The 17,929-nt window shown below is 42.5% G+C and carries 14 protein-coding genes; 6 read left to right on the top strand and 8 right to left on the bottom strand.

Going from position 1 to position 17,929, the window contains the following annotated elements; translation table 11 throughout:
* Positions 1 to 8: 8 nt before the first annotated feature.
* The 4 genes from AC1RJ8_RS14435 to AC1RJ8_RS14420 all read right to left on the bottom strand — a co-directional run bounded on the left by AC1RJ8_RS14435 (position 9) and on the right by AC1RJ8_RS14420 (position 7,985).
* Positions 9 to 4,112 (bottom strand): FtsW/RodA/SpoVE family cell cycle protein, encoded by a 4,104-nt coding sequence (locus tag AC1RJ8_RS14435; RefSeq protein WP_492954429.1) that lies wholly within the window; start codon positions 4,110 to 4,112, stop codon positions 9 to 11.
* Entirely contained in the window at positions 4,099 to 5,547 is a 1,449-nt protein-coding gene (locus tag AC1RJ8_RS14430; RefSeq protein ID WP_492954428.1) for a PP2C family protein-serine/threonine phosphatase, read from the bottom strand. Before AC1RJ8_RS14430 ends, AC1RJ8_RS14435 begins: the two co-directional genes overlap by 14 nt.
* Before the next feature lie 94 nt (positions 5,548 to 5,641).
* Positions 5,642 to 6,595 carry a hypothetical protein gene (locus AC1RJ8_RS14425; protein WP_492954427.1) on the bottom strand — a complete coding sequence of 318 codons (954 nt, stop codon included), beginning with the start codon at positions 6,593 to 6,595 and terminating at the stop codon, positions 5,642 to 5,644.
* A gap of 46 nt (positions 6,596 to 6,641) precedes the next feature.
* The gene (locus AC1RJ8_RS14420; RefSeq protein WP_492954426.1) at positions 6,642 to 7,985 is read right to left on the bottom strand and encodes a serine/threonine protein kinase; all 1,344 of its coding nucleotides are present in this window, start codon (positions 7,983 to 7,985) and stop codon (positions 6,642 to 6,644) included.
* A gap of 781 nt (positions 7,986 to 8,766) precedes the next feature.
* Between AC1RJ8_RS14420 and AC1RJ8_RS14415 the strand changes: the two genes are divergently transcribed.
* On the top strand, positions 8,767 to 9,357 hold the full coding sequence (locus AC1RJ8_RS14415; protein WP_492954425.1) for a GIN domain-containing protein: 591 nt from the start codon (positions 8,767 to 8,769) through the stop codon (positions 9,355 to 9,357).
* A gap of 170 nt (positions 9,358 to 9,527) precedes the next feature.
* Here the strand turns inward: AC1RJ8_RS14415 and AC1RJ8_RS14410 are convergent, their stop codons facing one another.
* From AC1RJ8_RS14410 to AC1RJ8_RS14400, 3 genes are all read right to left on the bottom strand, one after another.
* Positions 9,528 to 9,947 carry a cupin domain-containing protein gene (locus tag AC1RJ8_RS14410; RefSeq protein WP_492954424.1) on the bottom strand — a complete coding sequence of 140 codons (420 nt, stop codon included), beginning with the start codon at positions 9,945 to 9,947 and terminating at the stop codon, positions 9,528 to 9,530.
* Between the two features lie 20 nt (positions 9,948 to 9,967).
* Positions 9,968 to 10,396, bottom strand: a complete 429-nt coding sequence (locus tag AC1RJ8_RS14405) for a RidA family protein (protein ID WP_492954423.1) — start codon at positions 10,394 to 10,396, stop codon at positions 9,968 to 9,970.
* Positions 10,397 to 10,560: 164 nt separating this feature from the next.
* Positions 10,561 to 11,472 (bottom strand): alpha/beta fold hydrolase, encoded by a 912-nt coding sequence (locus AC1RJ8_RS14400; RefSeq protein WP_492954422.1) that lies wholly within the window; start codon positions 11,470 to 11,472, stop codon positions 10,561 to 10,563.
* Positions 11,473 to 11,631: 159 nt separating this feature from the next.
* Here AC1RJ8_RS14400 and AC1RJ8_RS14395 point away from each other — a divergent pair, with 159 nt between their 5' ends.
* Positions 11,632 to 13,041 (top strand): sensor histidine kinase, encoded by a 1,410-nt coding sequence (locus tag AC1RJ8_RS14395; protein WP_492954421.1) that lies wholly within the window; start codon positions 11,632 to 11,634, stop codon positions 13,039 to 13,041.
* An 8-nt stretch (positions 13,042 to 13,049) separates the two neighbouring features.
* Positions 13,050 to 13,769, top strand: coding sequence for a response regulator transcription factor (locus tag AC1RJ8_RS14390; protein ID WP_492954420.1), 720 nt, complete (start codon positions 13,050 to 13,052; stop codon positions 13,767 to 13,769).
* A 166-nt stretch (positions 13,770 to 13,935) separates the two neighbouring features.
* Here AC1RJ8_RS14390 and AC1RJ8_RS14385 read toward each other — a convergent pair whose 3' ends face one another.
* The gene (locus AC1RJ8_RS14385) at positions 13,936 to 14,403 is read right to left on the bottom strand and encodes an Lrp/AsnC family transcriptional regulator (RefSeq protein WP_057933797.1); all 468 of its coding nucleotides are present in this window, start codon (positions 14,401 to 14,403) and stop codon (positions 13,936 to 13,938) included.
* Positions 14,404 to 14,602: 199 nt separating this feature from the next.
* Here AC1RJ8_RS14385 and AC1RJ8_RS14380 point away from each other — a divergent pair, with 199 nt between their 5' ends.
* The 3 genes from AC1RJ8_RS14380 to AC1RJ8_RS14370 are packed head-to-tail and all read left to right on the top strand — an operon-like array spanning position 14,603 to position 17,796.
* On the top strand, positions 14,603 to 15,649 hold the full coding sequence (locus AC1RJ8_RS14380) for a PLP-dependent cysteine synthase family protein (RefSeq protein ID WP_492954419.1): 1,047 nt from the start codon (positions 14,603 to 14,605) through the stop codon (positions 15,647 to 15,649).
* A gap of 28 nt (positions 15,650 to 15,677) precedes the next feature.
* The gene (locus AC1RJ8_RS14375) at positions 15,678 to 16,127 is read left to right on the top strand and encodes a protein-disulfide reductase DsbD domain-containing protein (RefSeq protein WP_492954418.1); all 450 of its coding nucleotides are present in this window, start codon (positions 15,678 to 15,680) and stop codon (positions 16,125 to 16,127) included.
* A 13-nt stretch (positions 16,128 to 16,140) separates the two neighbouring features.
* Positions 16,141 to 17,796 carry a protein-disulfide reductase DsbD family protein gene (locus AC1RJ8_RS14370; RefSeq protein WP_492954417.1) on the top strand — a complete coding sequence of 552 codons (1,656 nt, stop codon included), beginning with the start codon at positions 16,141 to 16,143 and terminating at the stop codon, positions 17,794 to 17,796.
* Positions 17,797 to 17,929 lie beyond the last annotated feature (133 nt).

Raw genomic sequence — 17,929 nt, 5'->3', positions numbered from 1 at the left:
TCATGTCTTCAATTAAATTCCGGTACAGTTTCATTGTCATCAGTTTTGGCCGAAGGCACAATGCTTTTAATATAGCCACCTTCTTTCAAAAACGGGATTACATGCCTGCCAGCCAATCGTACAGCGTCCGATGATCCTTTGGTGGCCTCAATGCGTATGCAGACTACAATATGGCCCTTGCCAGTTGCAGTAGGTGCAAAAAATACGTACCAGCCATCATTAATCTGCTGTTTCTTCCAGATCCGCTCCGGCGTACCGGTTTTACCAGCAACGGCCAGTCCTAGCGTTTGCACTTTTGGACTGCTCTGTTTGATCATATACTCCTGCATCAGCCTGGCGTATGCCGGATTGTTTACCAATTTCGTACCAGTTTTTATCGCCTGTGGCTGATCGCTTACTTTAAGTACAAACCTGTTTGCAACCATGTTTCCATTATTTGCAATACCCGCAGCCATTCTAGCTACTGCCGCTGGGGTTGCAATAAGTGCGCCCTGCCCCCAAGACATCCCGGAAATTCCCTTTGCCCTGGTCTTTCGGATATTGTTGGGATCATACTTTGGTTTAGTGTTGAATTCGGTCCTGCGCCAAAGCTGTTTCCATTTTTCTTCCTGTGCTGCGTTTTCGCTGGGCTTATTGTAATAATATCCTCCGGCCCCATGCAGGAACATGCCTGTTTTTAAGTACAGCTCGCCCATGTTTTCCTGCAGCTGCTCCTGGTTTGCAAGTTTGATGAAATAGACGTTGTTGGATTTCACCACCGCCCGTTCCAGATCAATCCATCCCGTTTCATCCGGCTCAATACCTTTTGTACGGATACGCTCCCAGGAGGCCACCTGGTATTTTTTTTCGGCAGCGGCCACGCCCAGTTTATTAAAGGATGCCATGGCGGTAATCAGCTTAGCGGTTGAGCCTGGCTGTGTGAAATTGGTAAAGCCAAGGTCAGCGGTCGTTGTCCACCCCGAAAGCTGGTTCTGTTCTGCATTGGTCATGGTTAACCGTTCCCAATCATGTATGGGTGGCAGCGGATATACGGCTGAAGTAAGGACATCACCAGAACTTGCTTCCATGATCACTACAGAAACCCGGTTATCCGATAATGAAGTGTCGCGGGCAATTGACTTTTGTATCTTGGTCTGCAGGCCGGCATCCATTGTTAACTGTACATCGCGGTTTTTATTTTTAAAATCTTCAACTTCTTTGCTACTGATTCCGGCAAGGAGTAACGGAGAAAGTGCGGCGTAATCTTTTTTCACAACCGTCATTTCCTTAACTCCCCGCACCAGGAAACGGTTTTCACTGTACCTATTTGCAAGGACGGTAAAGCTCTTTACAGGCAGTTTAAAGCCGCGGAGTTCAGCCGCGTGTTCATAATCGGCAAAATAGCCATTAATACTTCCGTTAAATATACCTGAATTTGCATCGCCTGTCCAAAAAAACAATTGTTCTTCGAAAGGATAATACCGGTCTAAACGCTGATGCACTGCAGAATCGAGATTGTAATTCGGAATACCTGCACCAATAAGTTTGAAGTGTTGCGCCCTCACACTGTCAACGTTACTGGTTGCCATTAAAATGCCCTTGCGGTCGTGTATGGTTCCGGCTTTTAAACGGCTCATCAATATTGCGATACGGGGATTGTAACTGAACATTCTAGCGCCGCTACGGTCTGCCACAAGGGCCGGCTGTACTACCCATTTCCGGTTGTTCAGCACATAGCCTGCTACATTAGCGCCCAAGAGCAGGATGCCCAAACAAGCTGCAATCAAGGCCGGCACAAGGTTTTCGTCCTGCGCCCTGGCGATGTACTGCATCTGTACTTCGCTGCCCCTGACAGCAGATACCGACATCAAAAATCCGGCGGCTAAAAAATTGAGTACAAGTGATGATCCCCCGTAACTTTGAAAGGGCAGGGATACCCCTGATAGCGGTAGCGCTCCGGTAGAACCACCCGCTATGAGCAGGAACTGTACAAAGGTGGATACGCCGACCCCTGCACTTAGATAAAAGAGAAATGGTGATCCCGTTCGCCGGCCAATAATAATGGAGCGATGCAAGTACAACAGGAACAACAGGAAGATGCACAATATGCCCGTTAATCCAAACTCTTCACCTATCGAAGGTAAGATCATATCGGTATGTGCTTCAGGAATGGTTTTGGCAAAGCCCTGCCCCACGCCCTGGCCGGTTGTGCCGCCTGTAGACATGGCCCACAAACCGTTGGCCACCTGGTCGCCGCCATAAACCTCATTGTTCCAGGCATCCTGCCAGATTGCTTTACGATCTCCCAGGCGCTGTACCGGCCCAGGAAAAACACGGTCCAGGTAGGGAATCTGATCAATCGTTAAAAAAGCCGACATGATCACCAGCACCATGATGGCGGACTCACTGAGCTGCCTGCGCCCGAAAAACATCAGCGTACCGACCAAAAGCAAAGTGATCGCGGTGGATATCCATATGTTTTCAAAAATCCATGAGGCCAATACGTATAACACGATAGCGCCTGCCATGAACATAAAATCGCCCCTGGAGAATGAAAATAGTATAATAAAGGTGAAACAAACCACCATTGCCGGACCAAGGTCTCCCAATATCAGAAATAACATGAGGGTTAACAGTATCGCCAATAAGGCGAAGGAGAAAAATGACCATCGTTTTTTCCAGCTCATATATTCACTGATCAGTTTCTCGTTTACGGCAAAAAATCCGGCAAGAAAAAAAATGATCAGGTACTTTACCACTTCACTGGGCTGAAACCCGAACAGGTTTACCTTTACACCACTTCCTTCTGGTCCGGTTCCGAATAAGATAGTGAGTGCCAGCAATCCAATGGCGGCCAATGCCCAGGGCCATCCGTTTGCAGCTGATCGGATGTTCTTAAATAAAAGCAGGCGATAAACCCAGGTATCAGTATTAAAACGGCGCAATTTAATGCACAGCATCAATAAGATGCCTCCGAAACCCATTAACAGGTATAGAAGGGAATCTTTAGCTAAAAAACGGTCGCGCAGCGGATCCTGCAAACTCAGCAGCATCAGGAATGATATGCCTGTGAGCATCATCACTACGGGCAATATGACCTGATCGGCAGTGCTGAATTTCCATGACAGGATAAGGTGGAGAAGTAAGAAGCCACCAATCAGGCTTCCGCAGATGATTATAAACCACTTGTTGAATTCTTCGGGTGTTCTGATGATCAGTGATTTTTCCTTTTTGAGGATATTAAAGTCCCTGGTAGAGAAAAGCTTTATCGTATGTGGACGCTGTTCAAATGTAAAGGTGGTATTTTCATCAAGATTTTGTACGCCCTTTGAGGCGCCAAACTGAAAACCTGGTTTTAAAGGCAAGATCTTAAATGCCTGGTTGCCGGGCAAGTTGGCAAAAGTAAATTCCCCGGTAGCACCAGTACGGGCATAGGCGGTAAGCTGTATTAATTTTCGTTTATTGGCAGTACCCAAAGTATAAACCTTTGTGATGCCATTTGCTTTTTCAGTTATATTTTTGATGGTTTCTGTCGGCTCATCGTTGTAAATACTGTCCTGTGGCAAGATCATTTCCAAACGGACCAAAACACCTGGCACAGCTTTTTTATTTTCTATAATTTTCCCACTGATATCATGCTCACCTATGGCGAGGTTTACCTTGGAGGGGTACGTGCGGGGTTTACGTTGCTCCTGATCGAATTTAAGCGAATCATCACCCGTATAACCGAGCAGTGCACGGGATGCCAGCACCCTTGCTTTAAATGATTTACCCCCTCTTGCATAGGCCTCGTCTGCAGGCAAAAAGTACCTGCGTTTGTTCACTTCGCCGATATTATCGAGTTCCTGGACATTAGGCGTTGCAGATGCAATGGTTTTTTCTATCAGGTCAATGTCCCGCTGATCTTCAAAATAGTAACCTTTTTTAAGTAGGTTACGGATATGTTCGGCAGGTTTTTCAGCATTCAGGTTAACCATCGTACCGGCTTTTAAGCGTGGTGCAACTTCTGCAAATCTGGGTTGAATGATCGCGTATAACTGGTAGAAGAAGAGTACGAGAACCGTTGCGGTTGCTAATATGAAGATCCGTTCCTGAGTCCGGCTCACTTTGACTACTCCTTTATTTTGCTCCATTTTTCGAATCTGCGGTTTTAGGGGTGTTACCTTTTTTTAGTGGACCAGCCTTCATCAGTTCTGCATTTATCGGTTTACGTTCAGGGAAATGCATGTTATTCTGTACAGGGATTAAACAATTGGTGAAAGTGACATTTTTGAGTAACAGTGCCTGGTCTGAAATGGCGATAGCAGTAGCGAAGCCTTTAAACTGCAGGCTGTCCACCTTCAATAGCCTGGATGGAGGGAGCAGCGTTATGGCTGCACCTTTATATCCGCTATCCGCTTGAAGCACAATACCCTTTGCAATAACATACAGCGTGTCTTTCCGCAGGCGTAAAGTATCGCTGATCAGTACTGGACTTTTAAAAATCGAGTCGGATAGCACAAGCGTGTCCCCAAGGGCATGGTCAAATGCATCTTGTAATAACTGTTCCTGGCTGTTTCTCACCTTTTGTTTCGGTAATGGACTAAGGGTAGATACCTTATCTATCGTGTGCTGGTTCTGCATGTACAAAAATACGGTAGTACCAAGGAGGAGGAGGCATAAAATAACCAGTGCGGTGAACCAATAATTTCTTTTGGGCCCTGCATGAGTTGACGGTGCTGGATTATCAGGCAACCGTATGCCCTCATTAATTTCTGTCCCTACCGCAGCATGGACCTGTTGTGTATAGTCTGGTCTGGCAGGCGATACTTGTTGAGGCTTTTTGTTGTTCTGCAGCAGCACAACGGTGATGTTGTCACGGCCGCCGTTTTCATTGGCAAGCGCGATGAGATTGCCTGCTTTTTTAGCAAGTGTATCCCCCTGGAGAAGCAGGGTGGTAATATCCTGCCTGTTTACCATATCGGTTAACCCATCACTGCATAATAAGAGCAGGTCGCCCGGCAGGAAAGGAGATTGACCGGTTTCAATATAGCTCTCATCTGTAGCAATCTGATCACTGAAGCCAATCGCCTTATTAATTTCATTGCGTTTGGGATGCTGCATGGCCGCGGTCTCGTCCAGCCTCCCCGAATCTTCCAGAAAACCCACAAATGAATGGTCTTTAGAGATTTTGATCAGCGATCCGTCCCGTAGCAGGTATAATCTGGTATCGCCAACATGAGCATAATAAAATTGATTATGCTCAATATCCGCAATTACCATAGTGGCTACGCAGGCCATTTCAGAAAGGTCTGTTTCTGTTTGCTTTTTGGCAATGATCATTTCATTTGTATTCCTGAATGCCATGATCATCTGCGAGATTGGATCGGCTGGACGATCTGTGAATTGCATCGAAATCTGCTCGGTTGCAATACCTGCTGCTACCTCGCCGCCCTGATAGCCACCAACACCATCTATTACAGCCGCCAAAATCAACTGATCGTTGGTAAGGGGCTTAACAATAAAGCTATCCTCGTTGTTGTCTCTGGATTTGCCGGTGTCTGTAAGGCCAAAAAAGTGTTTATCCATTTTTATTACGGGAGTTTTTAATGTCTTTAAAATGAACGATCATCAGCGCAACGACCAGCGATAACAATAAAATGGATAGCAGTTGCGACATTGGTTAGGATTTAAATAAGTTTATACCGATTATACCATTGAGTAACATCCGGGAGTTTAGCGGCAAAGAAACCCATTGTGGTGAATTGATCTCGCTGCGTGGTATCAAAACCTCGTTCAAAGTAGTAAGTTCGCCGAAAGAAGCCAAATAGAAATTACCGTCTGTTTTGTTGTAGCGAATGTGTAGGTGTGGTGAATTGACCCATTCTGATGCGATCTTGAAAATATTGGAATCTTCGCGTCCGTCATCATTCCCCGAAACGATAGTATCTTCTGTTTTAATCAGGAACTCGATTTTTTTGCCCGAAAACTGCTTGTCGGGTACGATGGCTTCCAGCCGGCCGATAAGGGCCTGGTCCTTGTACTGTGTAGTATTGCCCTCAACATATTCCAATTGCGCATCGTATGGGATTTCCATATAGCCTTCGCTGTAATAAGTAAAACCCTTTAAAATATCATTGTTGATATCGAATGTCTGCGCAATACCAGTTTGGCGGGGAATGAAGGTTACCCGTAGATTTTCCGATTTCTGATTGTTGTCTGGCAGCAATTTTCCGATAAAACCCTTATCGCCCCTTGCGTAATCCGGATGTGATACCAACCGGAATACCCATTTTGAGCCAGATGGCTCAACATTTTTCCCGGCTTGCCGGTGTTCTCTTAAAATCGCATAGAATTTTTTGACTGTTTCCTGTACAATTAAGCCCAAAATTCCCTGCTTATTATCTATAAATTCACGGTAATCTTCTGCGTTGAAGGTGATGATAAATTCATGATAAAAAACAATACGATCGGCAAAAGATAATTCCCTGATAGACTCCTTAAATTTATCTACGATAAAGCTGTAAATGGTTTCCGGAGTGAGTTGCAATGCTTTTTGGTCACTGCTCTTGTTTTCATCGGTCAGAAACCAATCCTGAATACCGATACGCTTCCAGAAATTTGATTTTGTTTCCATAAGTTAGGGTGCCTATGCGGCGGTTAAGGGCAATTGTTTTTTAAAATTAAAACTGTACAGGACTAACTGAAGTATCAGGGTTAAGGTCTTCTGTGCTATCGGCAGCTTTATCTCTAGCTTTTTTGATCTCCGCGTTGATTGCACTATCCACCATCCGCTTTGCTGCTGCTGCTTCAGCTAGCTTGCGTTGGTTCGCCCATCTTCGTCTTTCCTGTGCTGTGGTATCAACTGCCGGCGGGATCGAATCTATAGGCTGGACAGCTTGCTGTGGCTGTGGCTCGTTCCCAAACTGGGAATAGCCCAGAAAAGCGATCAGTCCGATAATTGAGATGATCATAAGCGCAAACACAAAATGAGGCAAGAATATCCCTCTTCTTTCAGGGGCCTGCGCTGTACTTTCCAATGCCAATACCTGATTACGGAGTGATTCGTTCTCCGTTTTGAGCAGATCCATAGCTGAATGGTCTATGGGTAAAGCATTGCCTGCTAAGCTTCCACTAAGCACCGCTTCATGCAAGGCCATTCCATCGCTGTATCTGAGTACAGGATCTTTTTGCAGGCATTTATCGATTAGTTTCAGGAGCCAATCCGGAACCTGCATTTCACGGGTTTTCAGTTCCTCGGTCCAGTTTTCTGGTAAGTTTGTCTTGCGCAGGTTAATCACGTCAGGCACTTCACTTTCCATATGACCGATCATTACCGAATTACGTCCTGTATCGCTATTTCCAGACAGGGGAAAGGGAACCTGGCCTCCGAGTAATTCATATAAGATGATGCCATAACTGTAAACATCGGTTTGCGGCAGCATTTTGCCTTCGTTTTGTTCGGGCGCCATAAACTCCACCGCACCTGCATGCCTGATGCTACTTCTACGCTGCTCCTCACTCATAATGGCGAGTCCAAAATCCAGTAGCACATAGTTCGCTGTGTGCAAATTGTATTTAACGTTATTGCTCTTCACGTCGCCGTGTTTTACGCCCAGTTTATGGCAGTGCTCAAGAGCGGCAGCGAGGTGTTGTGCCACTTTTATGACTTCGCTTACGGTAAATATCTTTTGGTGTGGGGGTTGGAGCAACTCACAAAGATCGGGTCCTTCTATGTATTCCATTTCTATAAATGGGAAGGATCCGCTCTCGGTTATGCCGAAACTGAGCATTTTTACAACATTCGGACTGGGGTTTTCATTTACCTTTAGCAACTTTGCAACCTCGTTTTCAAAATTGCGGTAATTTTTATCATCGCGGTTTTCGGTGTATATTGGAGTAGGAATTAATTTCACCGCGGAGTAAATTGCACCGATGCGTTTCCCTTTATATACCGATCCTTGTCCGCCCGTTCGCAGCGCTCCTAAATTCTCTAACCCTTCTGTAATTGTAAATACTTTACTCATATTTCTCCTAATAACAATTATAAGGATTTTTTGTTGCCTATTAATAATATAAATATGATCGGGGCTTACACAGCCCAATCCTCTTTTTGCCTGGCCAGGAGGAAATTCCTACTGCTACCGGCAGTCACCGATGTATAACATCGGTTGGTTGAAATAATAACTGACGTTGCTAAAATAAAGTATCCAGGTTTCATCTTATTTATGGAGCCATTATTATGCCAGAACCCAGGTTGGTAACGCAACAAGGTTATTAGTACGAAGTAAAAAGTGGTGGGTCTGAACTTTAGCCGACTCAACTACTGAATTATATGCGTTATTTGATCAAAAAAACAACTAAAAACCAAAAAGAAGCCTGCAATCGATGATTTGCAGACTTTTAGTTTTTTTCAATGATTTCTGATACTGATTCCAGTGGAGCCGAAGGGAGTCGAACCCTTGTCCGGTTGCAAAGCCAGAAAGGCTTTTGGCAAAATCATTAAACAGTACAGCTATTGAAGAATCACTATCATATACGTCGACAAGGGCTTTTATCTTTTAATTCTTTTCGGAGTGTTCAAAACTTACCCGTAAAGTAAAAAAGAAACCCACTCCATCTCTCAGGAAAGAAAACCTGGAAAATTCACAGCGACAACCATCTTTTTGTCTCTGAATTTCTGGCGTTGGTCGATTAGCTTCCCAGGCTGGTATAATGCTGCGATTTGCGCTGAAACGTTTCCAGTGGTTGCACGTCTTAATATCAGAACAATCAATAAAACATTATAAAAATTAAAACTCAAAGCATATGAAAACTTTATTCAAAACATTATTCGCATCATCTTTGGCATTGGTATTATCTACTTCAGCAGTATTATCAGCTAACGCAGCTGAAACCATCAAACCCGTTCACGCTTCAAAAGCATTGAGCTTTAAACGCATTAAAGTAAAGGGAAATGTAGAGCTGACCATTATACAGGGAAAACGTACCGGCATCAGCTATGCAGATGAAAACACCGGCAAAGTTAAGGTTGTGCAGAGCGGAGATGGTTTAGAGATCACCTCATTGGATAACAGCACAGCAAAACTTACCATTTATGTAAATGATATTTACCGCATCCATGCAACGGATAACGCTAAAGTGAAAACACAGGGCAAAATCAATGCACAATATTTGCAGGTTTTCTTAAGCGGAAATGCATCGCTCGACTTAAACGCACAAAGTGAAGGATTGTATACGGTAATCGAAGATCACGCTGATTTAACTTTAAGCGGTTCAACCGGTGAGCATGTGCTCGTAATGGGTAACAAACAAAAGCTAACCATGGATAAATTTGTTGCAGCAAATACAAAAACCAGCTTAAACACTGAAAATGCACTTGCCACATTGAGCAAATAATATATATATTAGTTTAGGCGGTCTGTTTACGGACCGCCTTTTTTGTTTAATCGATACAGGTCTGTTCTGGGTCAATCTGAAAAAAAGAAGAATGCAGCCTTCATCACCGATCGATCCTATCCTTGATCTCTATATGGCAATTCCACATACCATTGCATATCACGAAATCGTTAAGGTTTCTCAACTTTCAATGTTAATAGCGGCTTCCCTTTTACTACGATATAAGTTGCCAGTTCAGAAGCTTTTACTTTGCCAATATTCCTGGCGGAATGATTTTTTCCAGCAGGAATGAAAAGTACTCCACCCGCTTTCAGCACAACAGGTTTTTCTCCTTCAATCACATATTCCAGCTCCCCTTCTAAAACATTAATAATTTCCTCGCCCGGATGCGAATGCAGGCCAAAGGCCTTACCTGTCTCAAAATCGACACGTACCTGGATCGCTTCGTATCCCGGCACAGAAAGATCATGTCGTTGAAGATCTGTACGTTTGATACCAGATTGTTGTGCTATCGCTTTATTTGGCAATAAGCAGCCAAACATGCCTAAAACTGCAATGATGTGTAAGAAGTAATGTTTATATGTTTTCATTTTTTTTGAGGTTTAAAGATTTATTTGGCAAGTGCTATACAATCAATTTCGATTAAAGCCCCCAGAGGTAAAGCGTTAATTTGAACAGAAGTTCTGGCAGGCTTTCTTTCTGAAAGGTAACTGGTATAAATTTCATTTACCCGCTGTAACTGCGTAATGTCTTTTAGATAGATATTTACTTTAATAATACGCTGCATATCCGAATTATTCTGTTTAAGCAAAATCTTTAGGTTATCCATGATCTGCTTAGTTTGTGATTCCAGATCTGGCTGCAGCAATTTTGTTTGGAGATTTATGCCTAACTGGCCTGAAGCATAAATAAGCCCATTGGCAATGACAGCTTTTGAATAAGGCACATTATCTTCGCTCAAGGCATACCTTACTACACTAGCATACGGTTTACAGGAGCAAACGGATATTATAAGAAACAGCCAAAATGCATTTTTCATTTCCTCTAAAGTTTAAGACAGGAGACTGTATCATAGAAGCGATTTCAGCTCAGATGCTGTCATGTTGAGCCTGTCGAAACACCTTAAAGTGTATTAAACAGCTCCTTCGACAAGCTCAGGATGACAAATCTATATTTGTGAAACGGCCTCCAGTCATACGGTTTTTACTGTTTAATGAAGTTTAAAAGTTCTGTGTTGAATTTTTCCAGTTCTTCGATGAACAGGGCATGGCCGCTTTTTTCAAGAGGAACCAGTTTAGCATTTTTAAGCAGTTTACTCATTTGTTCTGCCAGCTCATAAGAACAGATTTTATCAGATTTACCATGTAAAATCAATGTAGGCAACTGAATTTTTTTCAGGTCAGCACGCAGATCCGCATCTCTTAAAGTCTTAAGGCCTTCTGCCATGGCATAGGGTGAGGCCTGCGCCTGGATTGTACCCAACCAGGCACCATAGCCTGGAGCAACACTTGTCTGGTTTGCGGGAAATATCTGACCAAAGTTGGCCAGCAATTGTGGCCTGTCTGTGTTATTCAATTTGATTAAACCGTCTACGTCATCTTTCGTCCAAAGCCCAAAGTTAAAATCGGTTCTTTTTGTCCACATTGGTGCCGCTGCTCCAAATAAGGCCATTTTAGATACGTGTGCTCCGTTATACTTGGCTACATAATGAATCACTGTTGCCCCTCCCATCGAAAATCCACCAATTGTGGCATTTTTGATATTTAATTTATCAAGAATAACCTTAATATCGTCGGCAAAAACATCGTAATTGTATTTACCTCCCGGTTTGTCTGACAGGCCAAACCCCCGTAGCGTAATACCGATTACCCTATAACCTTTTTCTACAAAATAAGCGTACTGATATTCGTACATGGCATCGCTTAAAGGCCAGCCATGTATCAATATTAAAGGTTGCCCTTCACCCAGGTCAGTTACGTGAAGTTTTACATTTTTCTCAACTTCTATGTATTCCTCACGCCCGTACGCAGCAGCAGGCCTGTTTGTTTGTCCGTAGGTAGTAACGGCAGTCAATAATGTGATCAGCAATGCAATTGTTGAAGTTAAATTTTTCATTTTTATAAATAATGTTTAAAAGTTGTTAATAACGGCAATATGGTTTGCCCCTATCGGTCCGCAAATTTATCCGGCATTTCTTGCAAATCCTGTTAATGAAATCATAACGAAATGTTAATGGAATCAGACCACTTCAATTTTTTATTATTTTAGCGCAAAATGACCGAAATAAAAAAATATCAGCTCACCGCCTTCACCGGGTTTTTAGTTCTGATGGGGATTCTACTCTACCTGATCTATAACACGTTTGAACTAATGGATCGGCAGTATCAGGTTGATTTGAAACAAAGGTTGAAACAGTTTTACCTAAAAGACATCAAGCAAAATATCTATTCCGGCGGACTTTCCCTAGTAGACTCCTATTTAATCAACAATATCCGTTTATTAGAAAAGGAATATCATAAATCTGGTACGATAAACAACCAGTACGCAGATTCGCTGCTTACAGCTATGTTTGAGGACTTACGTGTTAAAAACCCAACGGATTCCCTATTAGAAAAGACAAAAAAACTTCATCAGCTGGGTAGCAAGCTTGAATACCTCATCGTAATAAACAGTATTAGCCTACGCTTTAGCGATAACAAGCCGATCCTTTTATATAACCACTTAAAGAAATATCCGTTTTTAAAATCAAGCCTACAGTCTCCGCAAGGGTATATTATCGGAGGAAAGCTTAAATTTCCCCGGACTGAAAACATAGTAACTTCGGTATCAATGGGTCCATCCATTCCGTATTCCTATGATATCACCTTTACTTTATTTGCCGACAGCAATAACCGGCAATCTCAGATTTTAAAAAGTGCCGCTCCGGTTTTATTGCTTACCCTGTTTGCACTGCTGTTGATCTTTTTTGTCTATTACCTTACATTTAAAAGCTGGTCTAAACAAAAAAAGATCTCAGATATGAAGTCTGACTTTATAAACAGCATAACCCACGAATTTAACACCCCTATTTCTACGATTATGGTGGCTAACAGAGCGATACAGAATGAAAAAGTATTTAAAAGCGAAGAAAGCATTACTGAATTTACAGAAATCATTGCAAGGCAAACCAAGCAGTTACAGACCTTGTTTGATCAGGTAATGGACATTACCCGTATAAATACCGAAATAGAAAAAAAAGAGGTTATTTTCTGCCAATTTTTAACTGAGGTAATACAGGATTACCGTGTTAAAACGAATGATAAAAATGTATATTTTTATACGGAGGGTATACACAACGAAACGCCGGTATTCCTGAATATATTCTGGGTGACCACAATGCTATCCAACATCTTCGATAACGCTATAAAATATAGTGATAAAACGCCTAAAGAAATACATATCACCGTTGATGGGACACCGAATGGTTTGAGGATCAGTATAAGAGATAATGGAATAGGAATGGAAAAATACACGGTTGAACATCTGTTCGACAAGTTTTTCAGGGGCAAAAATCCTGGCCGGGAACACGTTAGCGGCTTAGGACTTGGCATGTACTATGTGCAGCAATGCATCCAGATCCATAACTGGAAGTTGGAAGTGAAAAGCAGCGTCGGACAGGGAAGCGAAATTTTAATTGTGATTTAATGCAGGCCTTGAAGCGAAAACTACTTTATGTGGAGGATGAAACAGATCTGGGTAATGTAACCCGGCAATACCTTGAACTGATGGATTTTTCGGTGGATTGGTGCTGTTCCGGAACAGAAGCCATTAACCTATACCAAAAAAATCACGCTGATTACAATCTGGTTATCATAGATATTCAGCTTCCCGATGTTGATGGCTTCGGGGTAGCCGGAAAAATCAGGGAGCGCAACCCCGACGTGTACTTTCTTTTTCTTACTGCGCGCAAAGAGAAACCAGACAGGGTAAAAGGACTTACCCTTGGCGCGGTAGATTATATCTGTAAGCCTTTTGACATTGATGAGCTGGTATTAAGAATCCGGAACATTATCCGGCATCAAATCCCACAGGCACAGCGGGAAAAGGAATTAGTATCTAATGTATTGAACATTGGTGACCTATGCCTAAACAAAGACTTGCTGGAGCTAAGCATATCTGGACAAGCCCCAATAACGTTGACACAGCGTGAAGCTGAATTGCTGGAATATCTCAACAAAAACCGGAACATAATTACCAAGCGGGAAGAGATTCTGGTTCAGATCTGGGGAGAAAGTGATTATTTTTTAGGAAGAAGTCTTGATGTTTTTATCGTCAGACTACGGAAATTGCTTGCTGTTTCTTCAAATGTAAAAATCAACAATGTTTATGGCGTTGGATTTATATTTTCAGTGGCTGGAGTGGAGAAATCATGACTTAGTTTTCGCATCGCCGCCTTGCACCGGCCGACCTTAATTGTTTAAAATTGTTTGTTTAACGATATTTTGATAATTAGAATTACATTAACCCGATTATAGAGAACGGCTTCCAAGTTTACATTTGCATAGGGCAGCAAAACTTTATCGCAACCATCTAACGGAATCAGATAGGATATGCCGTTTCACTTTTAGGCTCTGAGAGTACAAAATAACTTTGAACAGTCGTGATATTGGGCAGTGTAGCGAGTTTGTTCCGCAGAAATTCGTGGTAATCGTCCATATCCCTGGTAGCAATACGGAGAATAAAATCGTGCGCACCGGTCATCTGCAAACATTCCATTACCTCGCCAAACTTAGAAACTTCGGTTTCGAATTCGATCAGGGTTTTAGCCGTATGTTCTTTCAACAGTACATGCGAAAAAGCGATCAGGTTTCTATTGATCTTTTTCCGGTCGAGAATGGCCACAATCCTTTTAATATAACCTTGTTCCTTTAATCGTCTTATCCTTTCATGGATAGTGGCTATAGATTTATGCAGCTTTAAGGATACTTCTTTATTGGTTAAAGAGGCATCATGTTGCAACAATTTTAGTATTTCTACATCAACCTGATCTAAATCTCCGTGGGTCATTGGACGATAATAAATTGAAAAAAAATATAATGGACCATCAAAAAAACAGTCAAAACCAAAATAAAGACTAAATTTTCACCAAAAAAGCAGAAATTTTCTGTAAAAAACAACATGTATTGACGTAAAAAATTATAATACTGAATTTTACCGAAATAAAAATGAATCAAATAGCCATTGCTATCTGATCTAATCAACAGTCATGACCACAATAACAGCAAATAAAATGACTTCTGCCATGGAAGGAAAGTTCGAACATTTATCGCTTCTGGTTGGTAACACACCAATGCTTGAGCTCACCTACACCTACCAGGGGAGTGTAGGCAAAATTTATGTTAAGTGCGAGCATTACAACTTAACCGGCAGCATTAAAGACCGGATGGCACTTTACACGCTAAAAAAAGCATACGCCGAAGCTAAGATCAAAACTGGCGATCGGATTGTTGAAGCCACCAGCGGCAATACCGGGATTGCATTTGCGGCCATAGGTAAAGCTTTAGGTCATCCGGTTACCATCATTATGCCAAATTGGTTGAGCAAAGAGCGCATGGACATCATTAAAAGTTTAGGTGCAGAGATTATTCTGGTAAGCAAAGAAGAAGGCGGTTTTATCGGCAGCATTAAACTTGCAGAACAGATGGCCGCAAGCGATCCAAATATTTTCCTGCCTAAACAGTTCGAGAATATCGCCAATCCGGAGGCACATGAACATACCACTGGTAAAGAAATCTGGGAGCAGTTGCGCCTGAAAAATCTATCGCCCGATGCTTTTGTGGCCGGAGTAGGTACCGGGGGCACTATTATGGGGGTAGGAAATTTCTTAAAAAAGCAAAATCCGGGCATTAAGGTACATCCACTGGAGCCTGCAGAATCGCCTACCTTAACTACTGGTTATAAAGTGGGCAGTCATAGAATCCAGGGCATTTCTGATGAATTTATCCCTGAAATCGTTAAACTGAAGGAGCTGGATGAAGTGGTACAGGTAAACGATGGCGATGCCATACTCATGGCACAAAAACTGGCCGAAAAACTCGGCTTGGCCGTTGGCATATCATCGGGCGCTAATGTAATCGGCGCCATAAAACTACAGCAAAAAATGGGAATTGAAAGCTGTGTGGTGACCATCTTTTCTGACAGCAACAAGAAATATTTAAGTACCGATTTAATGAAGGCAGAACCTGTTAAAACCGGATACATTAGTCCTGAAGTAGACTTTATCGACTACCAGGCATTTAGCAGATTACATTAATCAAAACAATCAACAAATAAACCACAACATGAAAAAAATCACCCTTTTATTCTGTGCCATCTGCCTGATCGGCCTTAGCGCATACAGCCAGATTTTGAAACCTGTAACCTGGAGTTACGCAGCAAAAAAAACCGGGCCAAATACGGCTACTGTTTTCATTAAGGCCACCGTAGATCAGGGCTGGCACCTCTATTCACAATTTGTTAAAGATGGCGGTCCGGTTAAAACAACCTTTAGTTTTCCAGCATCGGGTGCTTATACCCTGGTTGGAAAAACCATCGAACCAAAAGCCATAACCAAATTCGAATCTACTTTTAAAATGGATGTAAGCTACTTCGAAAAGTCAGTAGTGTTTCAGCAAAAAGTGAAGCTAAAAGGCAAAACCGCAACCATTAAAGGCAATGTAGAGTTTATGGTATGCGACGATAAGCAATGTTTACCACCAGAACAGGTCGACTTTAGTATTCCTGTAAAATAAGCGCAAAGAGCATATGATATCCTTAAAGAAAATCTGTCTCGGTTTGCTGTTTTGCTGTGCAATATCCTTAAATGGATATGCACAGGACAGCACCAATACCGAAGAGCTGACTTTTACAGAGATTAAACCAGAAACGGCTGACAGTACTATTAAAGCAACGGATACTGTTGCTAAAATAGCCACTCCTGTTCCTGCTGCTATTCAAAAAACCATTGTCCAACCAAAAGAAGAACACAAAACCTTATGGGGAATTTTTATTGCAGGTTTTGTTGGCGGCCTAGCAGCTTTGCTGATGCCCTGTATCTTCCCCATGCTGCCCCTTACGGTAAGTTTTTTCACCAAAGGATCTGAAAAAGGAAGGGCTTTTCGGCGTGCGGCACTGTATGGTTTTTTCATTATCCTCATTTATGTGGTGCTTGGGCTTTTGGTAACGGTAATTTTTGGCGCCGATGCCCTGAACAGCCTGTCTACTAACGGTATTTTCAACTTTTTCTTCTTCTTATTGCTGGTCGTTTTTGCAGCTTCATTTTTAGGGGCATTCGAAATTACCCTGCCCTCTTCCTGGGTTAATAAAATGGATGCCAATTCTGATAAGGGCGGTATTGCAGGGTTATTTTTCATGGCCGGAACACTGGCCCTGGTATCTTTCTCCTGCACAGGTCCTATTATTGGCACGTTACTGGTACAGGCAGCAACAACAGGGGCTTTATTAGGGCCTGCAATAGGCATGTTTGGTTTTTCCCTGGCCCTGGCCATTCCTTTTGCACTGTTTGCACTGTTTCCATCGGCAATGAACAAACTGCCAAAATCTGGCGGTTGGTTAAACAGCGTAAAAGTAGTATTGGGTTTTCTTGAACTAGCATTCGCATTAAAGTTTTTGAGCAATGTAGATCTGGCCTACCACTGGGAGTGGTTTGACAGGGAAATATTCTTAAGCTTATGGATCGTTATTTTCGGGATGATGGGCATCTATCTTTTGGGTAAACTGAAGTTTTCGCATGATAGTCCGCTGGCTTTTATCTCCGTACCAAGACTTTTTCTGGCAACAATAGTTCTTTCCTTTACCATTTACTTAATCCCTGGCATGTGGGGCGCACCGTTACGCAGTGTATCGGCTTTTCTTCCCCCACAGGAAACACAAGATTTTGACCTGTACACTGCCGGGTTACTGGCAGGAAAACAAACATCAACAAATGATGGCCCGCATAAATATGCTGATAAGTTCCACGCACCGTTAAAGCTGAATGCTTATTTCGACTATAGCGAAGGTTTGGCCGCAGCCAAAAAACTAAACAAACCTGTGCTGATTGATTTTACCGGCCATGCCTGTGTAAACTGCAGAAAAATGGAAGCTAATGTTTGGCCAGACAAGGATGTGTACCAAATGATCAATGATGATTATATATTGATCCAGTTATATGTGGATGATAAATCTGAACTGGCACCAGCAGATGTAGTAATTACACCAGAGGGAAGAAAACTCAATACCATTGGTAAAAAATGGAGTGATCTGCAGGCCAGGAAATTCCAATCTAACTCACAGCCTTTTTATGTACTGCTCGATCCCAAAACAGAAGCACTACTGGCACAACCACAGGGTGCAGATTATGAAGTAACAAATTATAAAAAATTCTTAGAAAGCGGATTAAACGCTTTTCATAATAAATAAAAACATACTGGTCACTGTAGAAGTGTGGCCAGCAGTTAGTAATAGTTAAGACGATGACTTGGGCATTGCCGGATGGCATGCCCATTTTTACCACCAGATGCGTGTGATAAGAACACACTTATCATGTTGGTCA

The sequence above is a fragment of the Pedobacter sp. GW822-FHT03F06 genome, from assembly GCF_058801365.1.
The sequence above is the reverse complement of the archived record's forward strand: the minus strand, read 5'-3'. Positions and strand labels throughout refer to the sequence as shown.